At 41.0% G+C, this 18,332-nt stretch carries 7 protein-coding genes; 5 read left to right on the forward strand and 2 right to left on the reverse strand.

The annotated features are described in order from the left end of the window. Positions 1-141 precede the first annotated feature (141 nt). A complete protein-coding gene (locus F6K40_RS05520) occupies positions 142-9,909 on the forward strand; it encodes a PAS domain S-box protein (protein WP_293132508.1) in 9,768 nt (3,255 codons plus the stop codon). A 78-nt stretch (positions 9,910-9,987) separates the two neighbouring features. Here F6K40_RS05520 and F6K40_RS05525 read toward each other — a convergent pair whose 3' ends face one another. After that, positions 9,988-10,182 (reverse strand): hypothetical protein, encoded by a 195-nt coding sequence (locus F6K40_RS05525; RefSeq protein ID WP_293132510.1) that lies wholly within the window; start codon positions 10,180-10,182, stop codon positions 9,988-9,990. Between the two features lie 271 nt (positions 10,183-10,453). Here F6K40_RS05525 and F6K40_RS05530 point away from each other — a divergent pair, with 271 nt between their 5' ends. The 3 genes from F6K40_RS05530 (at position 10,454) to F6K40_RS05540 (ending at position 12,948) form a co-directional block, all read left to right on the forward strand. Next, positions 10,454-10,984 (forward strand): phospholipid carrier-dependent glycosyltransferase, encoded by a 531-nt coding sequence (locus tag F6K40_RS05530; RefSeq protein WP_365670265.1) that lies wholly within the window; start codon positions 10,454-10,456, stop codon positions 10,982-10,984. Positions 10,985-11,185: 201 nt separating this feature from the next. Further along, entirely contained in the window at positions 11,186-12,100 is a 915-nt protein-coding gene (gene truB, locus F6K40_RS05535; protein WP_293132512.1) for a tRNA pseudouridine(55) synthase TruB, read from the forward strand. 593 nt (positions 12,101-12,693) lie between these two features. Next, positions 12,694-12,948: a hypothetical protein gene (locus F6K40_RS05540; RefSeq protein ID WP_293132514.1), complete on the forward strand. Its 255-nt coding sequence runs from the start codon at positions 12,694-12,696 to the stop codon at positions 12,946-12,948. Between the two features lie 781 nt (positions 12,949-13,729). Here F6K40_RS05540 and F6K40_RS05545 read toward each other — a convergent pair. Beyond that, complete coding sequence (locus F6K40_RS05545; RefSeq protein ID WP_293132517.1) at positions 13,730-15,682, reverse strand: CHRD domain-containing protein; 1,953 nt, start codon at positions 15,680-15,682, stop codon at positions 13,730-13,732. A gap of 883 nt (positions 15,683-16,565) precedes the next feature. On the opposite strand from F6K40_RS05545, the gene F6K40_RS05550 reads away from it, so the two are divergent. Further along, entirely contained in the window at positions 16,566-17,978 is a 1,413-nt protein-coding gene (locus F6K40_RS05550; RefSeq protein WP_293132520.1) for a (Fe-S)-binding protein, read from the forward strand. Positions 17,979-18,332 lie beyond the last annotated feature (354 nt).

The raw sequence follows: 18,332 nt of genomic DNA on the forward strand, positions 1-18,332 counted from the left end.
CTGACTCCTGACTCCTACCCTTACCCTTGTATACTTTTTCAGCAAACCCTAATTATGACTTAGATTATATACACAAACGATGCTACCGAACATGATATCATCCCAAATTTCTGAATTCTAAATTGTAATCAAAGCTCGCCTATGTCAGATTATCTCTTACCATCTATCCCAGGTTACACTCTAACTGCACAACTCTATGCAGGGAGTTCCTCCGCTGTTTATCGGGCTATTAGCGATCGCCATGGAGAATCGGTGGTGATTAAGATATTGATATCGCCCTACCCAAACTTCACAAAGTTAGTCCGCTTTCGCAATCAGTACATCATTGCTAAAAATCTGGATATTCCCAGTCTTGTCAAACCCTTGGCCTTCCTTGCTTGGGACTGTCACTATGCCCTGGTGATGGAAGATGTGGAAGCTATCGATCTACAGCACTATGTAGAGGCCCACGATCGCCTGACTGTAGAGAAAGTTTTGGCCATTGCACTGCAACTGGCGGATAGCCTCCATCACCTGGGTCAGCATCGGGTATTGCACAAGGACATCAAGCCGACTAATATCCTGATTCATCCCAACACCCACCAAATCTGGCTGATTGACTTTAGCCTGGCCTCGCTATTGCCCAAGGAAAGCCTGAAACTGCAGAGTCCCAGTGCTTTAGAAGGCACCCTGGCTTATATTGCCCCAGAGCAAACTGGACGTATGAACCGGGGCATTGACTACCGAGCTGATTTTTATAGTCTTGGAGTCACCTTATACGAATTGCTGACCGGGGAGCGACCCTTCCAGAGCGATGACCCCATGGAGCTAATCCATAGTCACATTGCCAAGATGCCTGTGCCTCCATGGGAGTTCAGCATTTATTCTTCAACTTCCACCCTTACTTACCCTATTCCCAAATCCCTCTCCGATATTGTTCTCAAGCTGATGGCCAAAAATGCTGAGGATCGCTACCAGAGTGCGTTGGGTCTAAAGCATGATTTGCAACGGTGTCTGGAGCTATGGACTGAGAGAGGGACGGTTGTTGAGTTTGAGCTGGGGCAGGAGGATAGGTGCGATCGCTTCCTCATTCCTGACAAGCTTTACGGACGCGAGACAGAGGTTCAAACCTTGTTAGATGCTTTTGAGCGGGTAGCATCTCCCCCAACCCCGAATCCCCCCCCATCCTCAATCCCCCCCAACCCCCCTTTGAAAGGGGGGGGAAGAGCAGAACTGATCTTGGTGGCAGGTTTTTCTGGTGTAGGTAAAACCGCCGTTGTGAATGAAGTTCATAAACCTATTACCAGGCAAAAGGGCTATTTTATCAAAGGTAAATTTGACCAGTTTAACCGCAACATTCCCTTTTCGGCTTTTGTGCAGGCACTCCGTAGCTTAATTAGGCAGCTACTGAGCGAATCGGATGTCGCGTTAGCAAACTGGAAAGTTAAAATCCTGGCAGCGGTTGCTGGGCAAGGTCAAGTCCTGATTGAGGTGATACCAGAGCTAGCATTGATTATTGGCTCCCAACCTGCGGTGTCCGAATTGTCAGGGATAGCTGCTCAGAATCGTTTTAATCTCCTATTTGGTAAGTTTATTCAGATATTTACTACCCAAGACCATCCCTTAGCGATCTTTTTAGATGACCTGCAGTGGGCTGACTCAGCCTCATTGAATCTGCTCAAGCTATTAATAAGTGGGGCAGAGACGGGGCATCTGTTGGTGTTGGGAGCCTATCGAGACAATGAGGTGTCTCCCATTCATCCCTTGATACTAACGCTGGATGAGCTGCGGCAACACTTAACAAAGTTCGATACCCTTACCCTGGCTTCCTTAAAACAGAACGACATCCACCAGTTAGTGGCGGATAGTCTGCACTGCTCGGTGGAGATTGCTACTCCGTTAGCCGAACTGGTGTACCAAAAAACCCAGGGGAACCCATTTTTTGCAACTCAGTTTTTACACAGCCTCCAAGCGGACGGCTGGATTACATTTAATGCTGATGTGGGCTACTGGCAATGCGATTTTAGCCAGATCCGCCTGTTAGCCCTGACGGATGATGTGGTAGAATTTATGGTCAGACGATTGCAGCAATGGCCTGAAACAACCCAGAATGCTTTAGCGATCGCAGCCTGTTTGGGAAATGAGTTTAAGCTTGACACCCTGGGAGTGGTTTGTGAACAATCCTCAGAAGAGCTGGCTTCTGAATTGTGGCCAGCTCTCCAGGCTGGACTTATCGTTCCTGAAAACGAAAACTATAAATTTTTTCAGGGAATAGATGATCTGCCAACAACAACTCAACTAACAACACTCCATGATGTTACCGTTACCTATCGGTTTTTACACGATCGAGTCCAACAAGCAGCCTATACTTTCATTCCGGAACAGCAGAGACAACAAACTCACTATCAAATTGGCAGATTTTTATTAGACCAGATTCCCCAAGAAAAACAGGAAGAGCATATTTTTGACATCGTTAATCAGCTCAATATTGGTCGAGATATCATCTCTAGTGCTGCCGAACAACACCAGTTAAGAGTGCTAAATTGGCGGGCAGGCATCAAGGCTAAGTCAGCAACCGCCTATGCTGCTGCGTTAAAATATTTTGATATTGCCATCGAAACCCTGTCAGAAGCAGGCTGGCAACAATACTATCCCCTGGCGTTAAATATCCACGAAAATGCGGCTGAGGCTGCCTATCTTGCTGGCAACAGTATCCGTATGGAAGCCATAGTCCAAACCGTGACTACACAAGCTCAAACCTGCCTGGATACTGTCAAAACCCTACAGGTCAAAATGCAATTCTGTTTGGGGCAAAATCAACCCCTAGCCAGCATTGAAATTGCCCGCAATCTGCTCAAGGAATTGGGTGTTGTCTTGCCAGAATCTCCCAGCATGGAGGATGTTAAACAGGAGTTAGAAACCTTTAAGCAGTTTTCAGCCCGATTCAGTTTTGATGAGATTGTTGCACTACCTGTACTCACTGACCCAGAAAAATTGGCTATCGTTAGTACCTTGATATTGGTGGTGACACCAATCATGATTGTAGATCCCAATTTATTTTTTCTGGTTGTTCTGATTACAACTCGATTTTCTTTGGAATATGGCAATCCTCCCTCTGCTCCCTATGGATACGCACTTTACGCAATTCTTATCAAGAACTTAGAACAGAATATAGACACAGCCTATGAATGGGGAAGTCTGGCTATAAGGCTACTTCAAACTGCTAATCCTAAGATTTTAGAAAATAGGGCTTACCACGCGATTAGTGCGTTTATCACCCACGAAAAATCGCATATCGAAGAAACTTTGAATGTTTTTCAGCAGGCTTACAACAACGGCCTGGAAAATGGAGATTTTGAATTTGCCAGCTATAGCATCTATATCAGATGTTATAGCCTCTATTTTCTTGGCTGGGAGTTGTCAGCTGTCAAGCAAGCGATCGTCAAAACAACTGAAGCTTTGTCCTCAATTGGGCAAAACCTGCCTATTTCCTGGAGTGAGTGCCTTTATCAAACGGTAATAGAATTATTGGGTACCGAAGATGATTCCCATCAAGTAGCAGGAAATGCCTTTGATGTCGATACCTATGTTCAATCTAAACAAGAACAAGGCGATATATTTGGTCTTTGTTATTTTTATTTGAATCAGGCTACCTTATTGTATGTATTGGGGGATTATCCTCAAGCTTTAGACGCTTCAGAATCAGCAGAACAATATCTGGCAGGACCGGCAGGAATGCTCGTGGAAGTGGTTTTCTACTTCTATGATTCTTTAATTCGTCTAGCTTGCGCTCATGGGCTAGATAATGCAAATTGGCTCGCTAAGGTAAGTAAAAATCAAGAAAAAATGAAGCGTTGGGCTGATAACGCTCCGATGAATTTCCAACATAAATACGATCTGGTTTGTGCGGAGGAGCAACGACTATTGGGCGATCGCTTGGCTGCCATGGACTACTATGATCTCGCTATTGCTGGAGCTAAAGAAAACAAATACCTCCAGGAAGAAGCGTTAGCAAATGAATTGGCAGCCAGGTTCTATCTGGACTGGGGGAAAGAAAAGATTGCTGCTGTCTATCTGCAAGAGGCTTATCTCTGTTATAACCGCTGGGGTGCGAAGGCTAAAACTGATAACATGGAAGCCTGCTACTCAGATTTGCTCCAGCCCATTCTCCAACAGACAAACGCTATCGATCCCGTGGCAACATTGCACAGTATTGCCCCGTTGCATCTGTCTATCCATTCATCTGGCAGTAGCGCCCAAACTTCTACCGGTAGCATAAATACAGCCTTTGATCTGACAACGATCTTTAAATCTGCTCAGGCTCTTTCTGAAAGTATCGATCTGAGTGAATTGCTAGAAAAACTGACTCCAATGATGCTCCAGACATCCGGGGCAGAAAGGTTAGTGCTGCTGTTGCCCGATGCCGACAACACCTGGCAGGTGAGGGTGACGGCAACTGCTGAAACTACAGAGCTAATCTCAGTACCGCTGAAGGAAAATATACACCTGCCAATACAGCTAATTCAGTACGTCCAACGGACTGAAGAAATTTTGGCAATCGATGGGCTAGATCAGTCGCTACCCATTGTCGATCCCTACCTGCAACAAAATCCACACCGCAGTGTGTTGTGTTTGCCTCTAGTGCATCAGACAAAACTTATAGGGTTGCTGTATCTAGAACATCACTCGGTGGCTGGGGTCTTTAGTCACGATCGTATCACCATCCTCAATTTTCTCTGTAACCAAGCTGCGATTTCCCTGGAGAATGCCCTGCTTAATCAAGCTCTAGGGCAGAAATTGGAAATCCAAACCGCAAAACGCCAAGAAAGTGAAGCTCACTTTCGTAACATGGTCAACAATGTTCCAGGTGTTGTTTACCAAGGTCGCTTTAATGCGGATGGAACTTTTTCATTCCTCTACGTCAGTCCTGATTGCTATGACCTTTATGAGATATCGGCAGAGGCTATTATCAGTGGTCAATATAGTTTCCGGGATTTTGAACACAGTGAAGATCGCCCTCTCATTGACCAGATGCTGGCTGAAATTAGTCAAACATTACAGCCGTTCAATTATGAATTTCGGATTTTTACGGCTTCAGGTAAACTAAAGTGGGTTCACGCAATTAGTCACTGCCGTAATCCCATGTCCGATGGATCGATCCTCTGGGATGGGATTGTGATGGATGTGAGCGAGCGCAAAGAAGCAGAAATTGCTCTCCAAGAGGCTCAAGCACGATTCTGCCGGATGACAGAAAATGTCCCAGGGATGATTTATCGTTATATCCTGCATGGGGATGGCAGTGATGAGCTGACCTATGTGAGTTCCCAAGTTCAGGATATATTTGAACTTGAACCTGAAATCGCACTCCAAGACATGGCTCAAGTGTGGGCAAGACTCCACCCCGATGATATCCCCCGGTTAGGAGAAGCAATTCAGGAGTCAGCCCAAACCCTACAATCTTTTACCAGTAACTATCGCCTGATTTTGCCTAATAAGGGCATCCGCTGGGTACAGAATATGACCAGTGTAGATCGCATGGACAACGGCGATGTGGTTTGGAACGGAATTGTTGTTGATATTAGCGAGCGCAAACAAGCAGAAGATCAATTAAAAGTCTTATCACAACGCCTCGAACTGGTTTTGGAAAGTGCAGAAATTGGCATCTGGGAATGGAACAAAACAGACAATCACTTGATTTGGGATAAGCGGATGTTTTGCCTGTATGGCGTCGCCCCCGAAGACTTTTCTGGCAGATACGAAGACTGGGTTCAAAGACTACACCCTGATGATCTTGAGCGGATGCTCCAACAAGAGGCGCAAATGCTCCATGAGCAGGTTTCTCTCACAACAGAGTTTAAAATTATTCGACCCGATAATCAGGTGCGACATATTTATTCCAATGTCATCAGTCAGCGCAATCAACAGGGTGACTTGGTGAAAATGATTGGGCTAAACATAGATCTTACAGATCGTAAAACCGCAGAACTTGCCCTGGAAGGAAGCAAACGACGCTACGCCAGCTTGGCAGCAGCAGCTCCGGTTGTTATTTATCGCTTAGATAAACCACTGCATATTTCCTATATCAACGAGCGCTGGAGTGAGATGACGGGTAGACAACCTGAAGCAGCACTCGGGTATGGTTGGATGGATGCATTGCACCCAGATGATCGTGAACAATTCGTCGCTAATTGGTCGAAAGTATATTCTTTAGAAGGTCTCCCCGATCAATTTTTTATGCACGGATCAGAGGGGCGATATCTCCGCCTAGACGGTAGTGTAAATTGGTTCTATTCTCGATTAGCGCGGGAGTTCGATGATGATGGCAATGTTGTTGGCTATATCGGCACCCTAACTGATATTACTGAACGCAAAAAGGCAGAACTGGCTCTGCAAGATGCTCAAGCGCGATTTCGCCGGATGACAGAAAATGTGCCGGGAATGATTTTTCGCTACATTCGCTATGCCGATGGCCATGATGAGCTGACCTATGTGAGTTCTCAGGTACGGGAGCTTTTTGAAGTAGAACCTGAAATCGCTCTGCAAAATACTCTATGGAATAGAATTCATCCTGATGATGTGCCTATAATGAGTCAGGAAACTCAGGTTGCAGCAGAAACCCTGGAAGCGTCTACAATTCCCTATCGCCTGATTTTGCCTAAAAAAGGAATCCGCTGGGTACAAAATATGAGCAGTGTAGAGCGCCTAGACAACGGGGATGTAGTTTGGGATGGCATTGTTGTTGATATTACCGATCGCAAACAAGCCGAAGAGCAATTAAAAGCTTTATCAACACGCCTCGAACTGGCTTTGAAAAGTGCGGAAATTGGCATCTGGGAATGGAATTTCCAAGACAGTCGTTTGTCCTGGGATGACCGGATGTTTGAAATATATGGCATATCACCCGATATGTTTGAGGGAACTTACCAGGACTGGGAAAAGTATGTTCATCCGGATGACTTAGAACAGGCTAAAATGTGGAAAGAGGATGAAAATCCTGTTTTCAGAGAGTTTAGAGTTATCCGAGCGGATGGCTTGATTCGGTATGTTGCCTCCACAGTCTTAAGGCAATATGACGATCGGGGGCAACCAATACGGGCAGTGGGAACTAATATTGATATCACCCCTCACAAAGCTACAGAACTGGCTTTTGCAGAAAGCGAAAGACGCTATGCTAGTTTAGCTGCTGCTGCTCCAGTTGCCATCTTCCGCATGGATCAACCAATGAACTGCACTTATGTGAACGATCGCTGGGGGGAGATGACAGGGCGACCCCTGGAAGCAGCTATGGGGAGAGGATGGATGGATACGTTACATCCCGACGATCTGGAAAATAGGATTGCCGCATGGACTGAAATCTATCCCAATTTGCCTCCCGGTTCGCCAGTTTTGCCGGGGGCAGAAGGGAGATGTCTCCGTCCCGATGGCACAATCCGCTGGTATTACGTTCAGATCGCCCAGGAGTGGGATTATAATGGCAATGTTGTGGGCTATGTCGGCACCTTGACTGATATTACGGAACGCAAAAAGGCTGAACTTGCCCTACAAGATGCCCAAGCACGATTCCGTCGCATGACGGAAAATGTGCCAGGAATGATTTTTCGCTATGTTATTCATCCTAATGGCAGCGACAAACTGACCTATGTGAGTTCCCAGGTGCGAGATATTTTTGAACTTGAGCCAGAAACTCTTCTTAAAGATACCACTCAATTGTGGGCAAGAATTCATCCGGACGATATTCCCTGGTTACAAGATTCAATCCAGAGTTCGGCAGAGACGCTGCAACCTTTTCAGGTCGAGAATCGCTTGATTTTGCCGGAAAAGGGACTCCGATGGGTGCAAATTATATCTCGCCCAGAACGCCTGGAGAATGGTGACACGCTGTGGGACGGTGTTGTGATTGATATTAGCGATCGCAAAACTGCTGAAAAGTCTTTAAAACTAACCCAGTTTGCAGTAGACAAAACTGGGCTAGGTATTTTTTGGATTCGGGAGGATGGTCTGATTTTGGAAGTCAATGAAGCAGCTTGTTCCGATCTTGGCTACAGCTATGAGGAGTTGAAAGGAAGTCATGTTTGGGATTTTAATCCTGAGTTCACCCCCCAGGAATGGATCATTCATTGGGAAAAAATCCGTCAGAGTTCATTTCTCAGATTTGAAGTGAAACATCAACACAAAGATGGTCATATCTTCCCCGTTGAAATTGTGAGTAATTATATCGAATATGACGGCCAGGGTTTTCTATATGCTCAGGTGCAAGATATTAGCGATCGTAAACAAGCCGAACTTGCTCTAGAACAAGAGGTGCTTCGGCGTAACACGATTTTCAATACCTCATCAGATGGCATCCATATCTTAGACATTGAAGGAAATCTCATTGAAGGCAATGCTAGCTTTTACCGGATGTTAGGTTATACCCAAGAAGAAGCTAGACATCTAAACGTTGGCGACTGGGATGCTAAGTTCCCGCTCAAACAAATCCAAGCGGACTTTAAGAGGCATTTCTTGAATAATACTCAAGTCAGGACGGTAGAAACTCTGCATCGGCGCAAAGATGGATCGGTTTTTCCAGTGCAGATTACTATATGTTCGATGACATGGGATGGGAAAGTTTCCTTCGTCTGCATTGCCCGCGATATTTCGGAATGGAAACAAGCTGAAGCCCAACTCCAACGCACCAATGAAGAACTGGTCCGCGCCACTCGTTTGAAAGATGAGTTTCTGGCTAACATGAGCCACGAACTTCGTACCCCTCTCAATACAATTTTGGGATTATCTGAAGCCTTGCAAGACACAGTTTTTGGTCCATTGACTGAAAAGCAAATCAAATATCTGAAAACAATTCAAAAAAGCGGTACCCATTTGCTAGAACTTATTAATGATATTTTGGATGTCTCCAAAATTGAGTCGGGACAACTAGAGCTAGATTTAAAGGCTACCAATATTAGGAGTTTGTGTGAATCTAGCATGACATTCGTGAAACAACAAGCGCTCAAAAAACAGATTTCCCTCAAGACGAATCTGCCTCCCGATTCACTATCCCTGGTTATTGATGAGCGTCGCATACTTCAGAGCTTGGTGAACTTACTCAATAACGCGGTCAAATTCACCCCAGAAGGTGGATATGTTGCTCTGGAAGTTAGTTGTGATCACCAGGACGAAAATTGGAAAACATTAGACTCCCAAGAGCAATCTGAGGAAGTCGAGAATCCAAATAAATTGGTGTGGCAATCTGGTGCATTAATGGCGAGAAACTACATCAAAATCAGTGTGAGTGATACTGGAATTGGCATTTCTCCAGAACACATCACTAAATTGTTTAAACCCTTTTCCCAAATAGATACTGCTCTTAATCGAAAATATAACGGAACGGGTTTAGGGTTAGTTCTTGTTAAACAAATGACTGAGCTTCATGGGGGAACGGTTAGTTTAACGAGCGAAGTCGGTGTGGGTAGTTGTTTTAGTATCAATATCCCCTATGATTCTGTTTCGCCCCTGGTTGAAGCTGATTCATCATCTGATGATATAAACCAGCCAAGTCTGCCGATCTCTGTTCAAGGAGAAGATTCACGTCTCATCTTGTTAGCGGAAGACAACGAAGATACTGTTAGTGTGATAGTGCCCTACTTAGAGAATTCTGGCTATCGCCTGATTTTGGCTAAAAATGGTCTTGAAGCAATTGCATTAGCACAAACTCACCGTCCAGATTTAATTTTAATGGATATTCAAATGCCGGAGTTAGATGGTCTCGAATCGATGCAGCGGATTCGTCAAGATTCACATCTCAAACACATTCCCATTGTTGTGCTAACAGCCCTTGCTATGTCTGGCGATCGAGAACGTTGTCTAGGCGCTGGTGCTAACCTATATTTCAGCAAACCAGTCAACCTCAGACAGTTAGTCTTGTCTCTCCAAACGTTGTTAGCTCAATGAGGCAGTCATTTCAGTTATCAGTTATCAGTTATCAGTTATCAGTACCTCTATGGAATAGGGAAGCTTGAAATTCAGTTATCAGTTATCAGTACCTCTAATGCTATACTTCAGCCACACTTCAACAATCAAATATTTACCAAGATTTACAGCAGTTTTTATTCCGGTAGACCACAGTAGGGACGTTCCATGGAACGTCCCTACGGGGTTTTGGTTGTGACGATGTGGTTCATCAAGAAAGAAAAGCGCTGTAAAGTCTGGGGCATGACAATTCAAGGTATGTTATATCATATCTAAAAACTTGACATTTTTGACAAAAGAATGTAATATTAACTTTTTTACTTACAGCCCTATTTGTTTGCGATTTAGGGCTGTTTTTTATTGCTTTATACTATAGCAACAGTCAGGGCGATTAGGACATAAACTGATGATGAATCAAAGAACAAGGAAACACTTTTCCAACTGTTCCCTGTTCCCTGTTCCCTGTTCCCTGTTCCCTGCGATAAAATTAAAAGCTTCTGAAACTCAATTATACTCAATTCTATTTATGCAACCAAGATATCATCAATCAAGTAAATGGTTTACGATTGGCATGGCTAGCATATTTCTATTTTCAGCCATCCTCAGATTTTGGCAATTAGGCCGTTTTAATACTCTCGTTTTTGACGAGGTTTATTATGCGAAATTTGCCAATAATTATCTCACTCAAACTGAATTTTTTAATGCCCATCCTCCCCTGAGTCAATATATCATTGCCATTGGTATTTGGATAAGTTCTCATTTACCTTTTTGGCAAGAAATAGTTAATAATGAAACGGGTTCTACTTTAGCACCTTGGAGTTATCGGTGGATCAATGCTTTAACAGGTTCATTTATTCCTCTGGTAGTCGGAGCGATCGCTTATCAATTAACACAGCGCTGGAGTTATGGTTTTATTGCTGCTTTATTCATAGCTTTAGATGGATTATTTCTGGTTGAGTCTCGCTATGCCCTGAATAATATTTATCTAGTAATTTTTGGATTATTAGCTCACTTGTGTTTAATTTTATCTCTACAAAATCGAAATTGTTATCCATAAATTATCAATTGCTTCTCTGTGCTCCCACTTACAGCGCTTTTCAGATTGATGAACCACACCGGCACAAGCAAAACCTTGTAGGGACGTTCCATGGAACGTCCCTACTGTGGTCTACCGTGCAGGAAAACTGCTCTAAGTGTTCCTTGTTCCCTCTTTTCTGGAAAGGTCTATTAATAAAAATGGTATACAATAAACAAAACAATGGAAGGATTTCTCAATCTTAACAAACCATCTGGTATAACTTCCCATGACTGCGTAGCAAAGGTACGAAAGTTGCTACGTCTCAAGCGTGTCGGACATGGAGGAACTCTCGATCCTGCTGCTACTGGAGTTTTACCTATTGCAGTAGGAAAGGCAACTAGGTTATTACAATTTCTTCCCTCAGAAAAAGCTTATCGTGGTACAGTCAGATTTGGTGTGATTACTACTACTGATGACTTAGAGGGAGAAATTGTTCAATCTGCACCAGCACCAGAATTAATGTTGTCGGATATTGAAGCAGTGCTGCCAAATTTTTTAGGTAAAATTGAGCAAGTACCACCTAGTTATAGTGCAATACAAGTACAAGGAAAGCGACTTTATGATTTAGCGCGTCAAGGAAAAACTGTTGAAGTACCTACTCGGATTGTAGAAGTATTTAATATAGAAATTATTGAGTGGCGACATGGAAATTTTCCAGAAGTAGATTTAGCGATCGCTTGTGGTGCTGGTACTTATATTCGAGCGATCGCCCGCGATCTAGGTGCAATTTTAAATACTGGTGGAACTTTAGCTGCTTTAACTAGAACAGAAAGTAGTGGTTTTTCTTATAAAAATAGTCTGACTTTTGCAGAAGTGGAAAATCAGTTACAGGAAAATAAATTTAGTCTTTTATCTATGGACGTAGCATTGGCACATTTACCAGGGATATTTTTGGTTGCTGAAGATGCAAAAAGATGGTGTCAAGGTCAACGTTTACTCTATGAAAAAAGATGGGAAATAGAAACTGAAAAAACTGAGCATCATTTCCGAGTATCCAATATAGAAGGTGAATTTTTAGGTATTGGGCAGTTAATTAAGTCTGAGCAAAATTTATTATTAGCGCCTCAAGTTGTAATATCATGTCCGGTTGAATAGTTATAAATAAAAATGCAGGAGTCAGGAGTCAGGAGGGAAGAGAAGAGAAGAGAGTTTGAATTTATAAGAAGGAGAAAGTTGTTTGGTCCCGTAAGCGGAAGGTCGTTCTATCACGCTATTATCCAGACTTGATATAATTAGTTAACCTCTCTATAAAAGAGGGAATAGGGAATAGGGAATAGGGAGAAAAAATGGATTAAGATGTTTTCTAAACCTTCTACACTTTAGTCATCTGTTTATTGAGACATGGAATAATATTCAACAATTACCCTAATGCTACCTTTTTTGAGATTAAACTCAGGAATATATTTAGTTAATTAGACTTGAAAAAATAGAGGAAAAGTCATTTCATTTCAGTTATCAACTATCAATTACAGCGGTTTTCATTTCAGTAAACCACAGTAGGGACGTTCCATGGAACTAGGTTTGAAATGTGAATATGTGGTTCATCAATCTGAAAAGCGCTGTATAAGTTATACCGAATTATGAGACAAATTACTTTAACCCCCGAACAAGAAAAGTTGTTAGAAAGATTATTGAATACTGGCAAATATAATACAGCTTAAGAGGCGATCGCTAGAGCATTTCAGTTATTGGAAAAAGAGGATAATGATATTAAATTACCTTCTTATGTCAAAGGGACTGAATCTGCGAAAAAGTTATTAAAGGAAAAGATTAAAAAGTATAGAGAGGAAGGAGAAAAAAATCAGAATAAACCTATCGATCCTGAAAGAGCAAAGTTAAGTAAAGAATTGCAAGAATTATTTGATAAAACTCAAGCAATTCCAGGAATTCAAGAGATTACTGAGGAGGAAATCGCTGCCAAAATTGAAGCTTACCGGATTTGAATTCAAAATTCAAAATTCAAAGTTCAAAAATTTCGATTCTAAGTGAATTTCAATAATAGACGTCTCCGAAAATTAAAAATAGAATCAATTCTTATCCAGAAATTATCAATTACTTCTTCCTGTTCCCTGTTCCCTGTTCCCTCTTTTCCAGAGAGGTCTAATAGAAAGTCTCTAAGTTGAAAAATCATATAATCATTGAGCAATGCCGAAATTTATGGCAGAAATAAAGTATAGAAACTCTAAATAAGTTGTAACATTTTATCGTAGGGGTTTGGTCTCCAAACCCAAGCCAAAAGTGGGATAAAAAGACCAAACCCGTACAGTTTTTTTTCACAAATCGTTGAGGATTAGTATAGGTTTTAAACAATTAGGATAAAATTGATTTATGAGACAAATTACTTTAACTGCCGAACAAGAAAAGTTGTTAGAAAAATTACTAAAGATTGGCAAATATAACATAGCTCAACAGGCGATCGCTAGAGAATTTTAGCTATAATAAAAGAGGATAATGATATTAAATTATCCTCTTATGTGACTTATGTGAAAGAAAATGAATCTGAAAAAAAAGTGGCGTTGCTGATTTTGGGTATGATTTGTATTTTTTGGTAGTTGCTAAACTATTGAATCACAAATATTTGAGATTGTTCAATTTTTATTTTCATACCTTGATTCAGCAACGCCAAAAAGTTATTAAAGGAAAAGATTAAAAAGTTATTCAGTTCGTTTTAATTGCTTAACGATCGAACTTTCACTGCAGATTTGCAGATTTGCTGTGCAACTTTTACTTAACTTGAAAATCATTTGTTACTAAATCTGGAGTACCATCTAAGTTGACAAACTCACCCCCAATACCAAAACCATCTTCAGTACCGTTGGTATTGTAATACAACGTTCCACTCACAGAGTCGTAAACAATCTCAGCTTCAGCAGTTGCAGCATCACCTTCACTAGAAACAATTGCAAAATCATCTTCAGATAGACCAATACCAGGAGAACTATCTAGAGCAGTAAAAGTTCTCAAGTCAAGCAAAATTAAATCTTGCCCACTATTAAAATCAGTGATTCGATCTGTGCCTAAATCCTGAGAATCAAACTCTTCATTGGTGTTAAAGATAAATCTGTCTCTACCTGATCCACCAGTCAATTCATCGTCTCCAGATCCACCATTCAAGCGATCGCGACCTTGACCACCGCTGAGAGTATCATTACCGCTACCACCAAGCAATATATCTGACCCTAAACGACCTTGCAAAACATCATTACCATTCTGACCGAATAGACTATCATTTCCCCTAGCACCAATTAGGTTGTCACCACCATCACCACCAATAACTCGGTCATTACCTGCGAGTCCATTTAATCGATCGCCTCCTGCAAAACCTCTTATTATATCGTCAGCAGAACCTCCTTGAATATTGTTATCCCGGTTGTCTCCATTGAAAACTACATCTTCTTGAGGAGTTACGGTATCCAAATTTTCCAACACAACCTGTCCGCGTAACTCACCACTCTGATTATTGTCTGTGTGCAGGTTAATATATACTTCTCCTGACTCTACTGCTTGAAGTTCAGTCTCATTCAGAGTAAAACTACCAGAGAAGAAACCACTGTTATCACCATTGTCAACTATAGTAAAGTTGCGTAAAAGATCGCCATTCTCACCAAGTGCAGCTCCATGAAGGTGAATTGCACTTGCAGCATTTCCTTCTGAGTCCGGTTCAGTTCTAGAACTGAATAAATCGCTCGACAGTTCGGAAAAATCGCCAGATATATTCAGAGTATTGCCAGAGAGAACTGCATAAAAGTCTCCTGTAGCATCAGTATTTACTACTGGATCAACTTCTTGAGCTTCTGATATTGGCAAAAATGTTACTAGAGTATCGTCCGTTGGAGTCTCGTTGAGGAGAACTTGGGTACGCAACTCACCACTTGGATTATTTTGTGTGTGCAGGTTAACATAAAAATTCCCGGACTCCGCAGCTACGACTTCATCATCACTTAAAGTAAACTCTCCAAAAAATCCTCCTGATCCATCACTATTATCAATGACATTTAAGTTGCGCACAATTCCACCATTAGAATTTGCTAATCCCTGATGCAGATGAACGGAACTTTGAGCATTTCCTTCAGAGTCGGGTTCTCCTACAGAAAATAAATTGCTGGATAAATCTGAAAAAGTTCCTTGTATTGTTAGGTTATTACCATCGAGAATCGCATTTACTATTCCTTCAGCAGGAGTGTCTGCTATTGGTGGTACTTCAAAAGCTTCTGACATGGGCAATCCAAGACCAAGTGCTACTTGTACATCATCTGCCAAAATTATCTGTCCCCGCAGTTCTCCACTTTGATTATTTTCTGTGTGGAGGTTTATATACAACCCATCTGTTTCTGCTGCTTCTGTTTCTGCATTTGTGAGAGTAAAAGCACCATTAAATGTACCGGAATTATCATCAATTTCAAGTACATTTAAGTTGCGAACAATGCCTCCATTTTGACCTGCTGGAGCTTGATGAACATGAATAGGACTTTGAGAATTTCCTTCTGAGTCTGGTTCTCCTAAAGGAATTAGAGGACTTGATAGTTGGTCAAAATTTCCTTCTACCAGTAATATATTATTAGGTAAAAAAACATCGAAAGTTCCTGTAGCTGGACCATCTACTATAGGTGGAACTTCCTGTAGTTCTGACATTGGTACAGAAAGTCCCAAAAAGTTTTCAAATGAATAAGTAGCCATGATAAACCTCTGCAGTTTTTGTGTTAGCTCTGTATTAAGCTAGCATAATTGAAATCTAATATAAGCTGAAGTTAGTATTGGTAAGTTATGCAACAAGAGTGTTTCAAGGAACTTTTAAGTTGTCAATTTACTAATTTTATTTTATTGATTAACCCTTTAGTATGACTGCGTGTAGTATTACTTTAGGGATTGAAATTATATCCTACTTCTATTATTGATTTCTTGAGAAATTAATGTATAATATTATCGTAACCATTCAGCTATTAGCATTCAGCTATCAGGTGCATGGAAGAAAGAATCAAGCAATGACCAAGGTTAGCTGAAAGGATTATTTCATTCATAACTTTTAATTATCCTTGGGGTGCATCTCAATGCAAGAAGAATGCCAAAAATTTATTGCTTTTAGGGAGCAGGGAACAAAGTATAGGGAATAGGAAAAAAGGCGTTGGTGATTTTGGCTATGATTTTTCTGAAATGGGGATTGTCTAACTTATAATTAAAAAGAATTTTAGATTTTACGCTCTTTAGATTTCATAGCTTGATTCACCAACGCCGGAAAAAAGTATTTTGGCAAATATGAGATGCACCCTATCCTTGAATACTAATATCATGTCCGGTTGAATAGTTATAAATAAAAATGGAGGAGTAATGAGTTATGAGTTATGAGTAATGAGTTATGAGGGAAGAGGGAAGAGGAGGGAATTTTAAGCTATAAATGAAGAGTGAAGAGAAAGTTTTTTTATCACTAATTATCCGGACATGATATAATTCCTCCTGCCAAGATAATGAGTTAATAACTCATAACTGATAGCTGTTAGCTTACCGCTGAATGCTGACATATTATCTATGAAATTTAGGTTTGAAAAATTTTTCACATAAAAATATGCAAACACAAGACATAAATACTCAAAATAATCCAAAAATTCCAGCTAAAGATAGCAACTTTTTAGAACAAAATCCACATTTAAACTCCTTAGCAAATAACCCTAGTTTCGACTCTCAAAATCCACCTAATCCAGAATTAATTGATGCTTGCGTTCACTGTGGATTTTGTTTATCAACTTGTCCTAGTTATCGGGTAATAGGTAAAGAAATGGATTCTCCCAGGGGCAGGATTTATGCAATGGATGCTATTAACAAAGGAGAAGTAGCTTTAAATCAAACAACTTCTGAACATTTTGATACTTGCTTAGGTTGTCTTGCTTGTGTAACTACTTGCCCATCTGGAGTTAAATATGACAAATTAATTGCTGCAACTCGTCCACAAGTAGAACGAAATATTCCCCGTTCTTTACCTGATAAATTAATTCGTAATCTGATATTTAATTTGTTTCCTTATCCCAAAAGATTACGACCTTTACTAATCCCTTTATTGGTTTATCAAAAATTAGGATTTCCCAAACTTATTCGTGCTACTAAGTTGCTAGAAAAAATCTCCCCTAGATTAGCAGCAATGGAGTCTATTTTACCAAAAATTACTGTTGATGCTTTCCAGGATAATTATCCTACTATTATTCCTGCTCAGGGAGAAAAACGTTATCGAGTTGGTTTAATTTTAGGTTGTGTTCAAAGAATCTTTTTCTCCCCGGTTAATATGGCAACAATTCGAGTTTTAACCGCTAATGGTTGTGAGGTTGTGATTCCTCAAAGTCAAGGTTGTTGTGCTGCATTGCCAGAACATCAAGGGCAAACTAAACAAGCTCATACTATGGCAAAACAAATGATCGATAGTTTTGCAAATACTGGGGTTGATGCAGTGATTATTAATGCTGCTGGTTGTGGTCATACTCTTAAAGAATACGGCAATATTCTTCAAGATGATTCTGAATATTGTGACAAGGCAAAAGAATTTTCTAGTCAAGTTAAAGACGTGCAAGAATTCTTAGCAAATGTGGGATTAATAGCTAAACTTTCTCCTTTAGTTGAGGATGAAGAATTGAATATAGTTTATCAAGATGCTTGCCATTTATTGCACGGTCAAAAAATTAGTTTGGAACCCAGAAAATTATTACAACAAATTCCTGGAGTGAAGTTGCGCGAACCCATAGATGCAGCTTTGTGTTGTGGAAGTGCGGGAATTTATAATATGTTGCAACCGGAAGTAGCTGAGGAATTAGGGCAACAAAAAGTAGAAAATTTATTGAATACAGGTGCCGAATTAATTGCTTCTGCTAATCCTGGGTGTTCTTTGCAAATTAAAAAGCATTTAGAGTTGCAAGGCAAGAAAATTACTTTAATGCACCCAATAGAATTATTAGATTATTCAATTCGGGGAGTGAAATTAGAAAGAAAATAGTCGGGACTTATGTCATGTCCGGTTGAATAATTATAAATAAGGATGGAGGAGTCAGGAGACAGGAGACAGGAGACAGGAGAAAAGAATGTACCAGGAGAAAGAAGTGTTTTTATCAGACTCTGATCCGGACATGGTATAAGTTATGAATAGTATAGCGCCACGTGCAAGTCAAAAGTTAAAGGAAGGCGATCGCTTTCCTTTTTTGTTGGATAAATTTTATTGAGGTTTAATATCAAATTCGGTTGCTTCGGAGTATTATAAGAAACTGGGTTTATCAAACAGGATTGGGTCTAAAACCCCGCCAAGATCGGCGAAATATTTTTGGAGAGTTGCTCAAATCCCCTACTTCTCCTC

It is taken from the genome of Okeania sp. SIO3I5 (assembly GCF_010672085.1).
GTDB lineage: Bacteria > Cyanobacteriota > Cyanobacteriia > Cyanobacteriales > Microcoleaceae > Trichodesmium.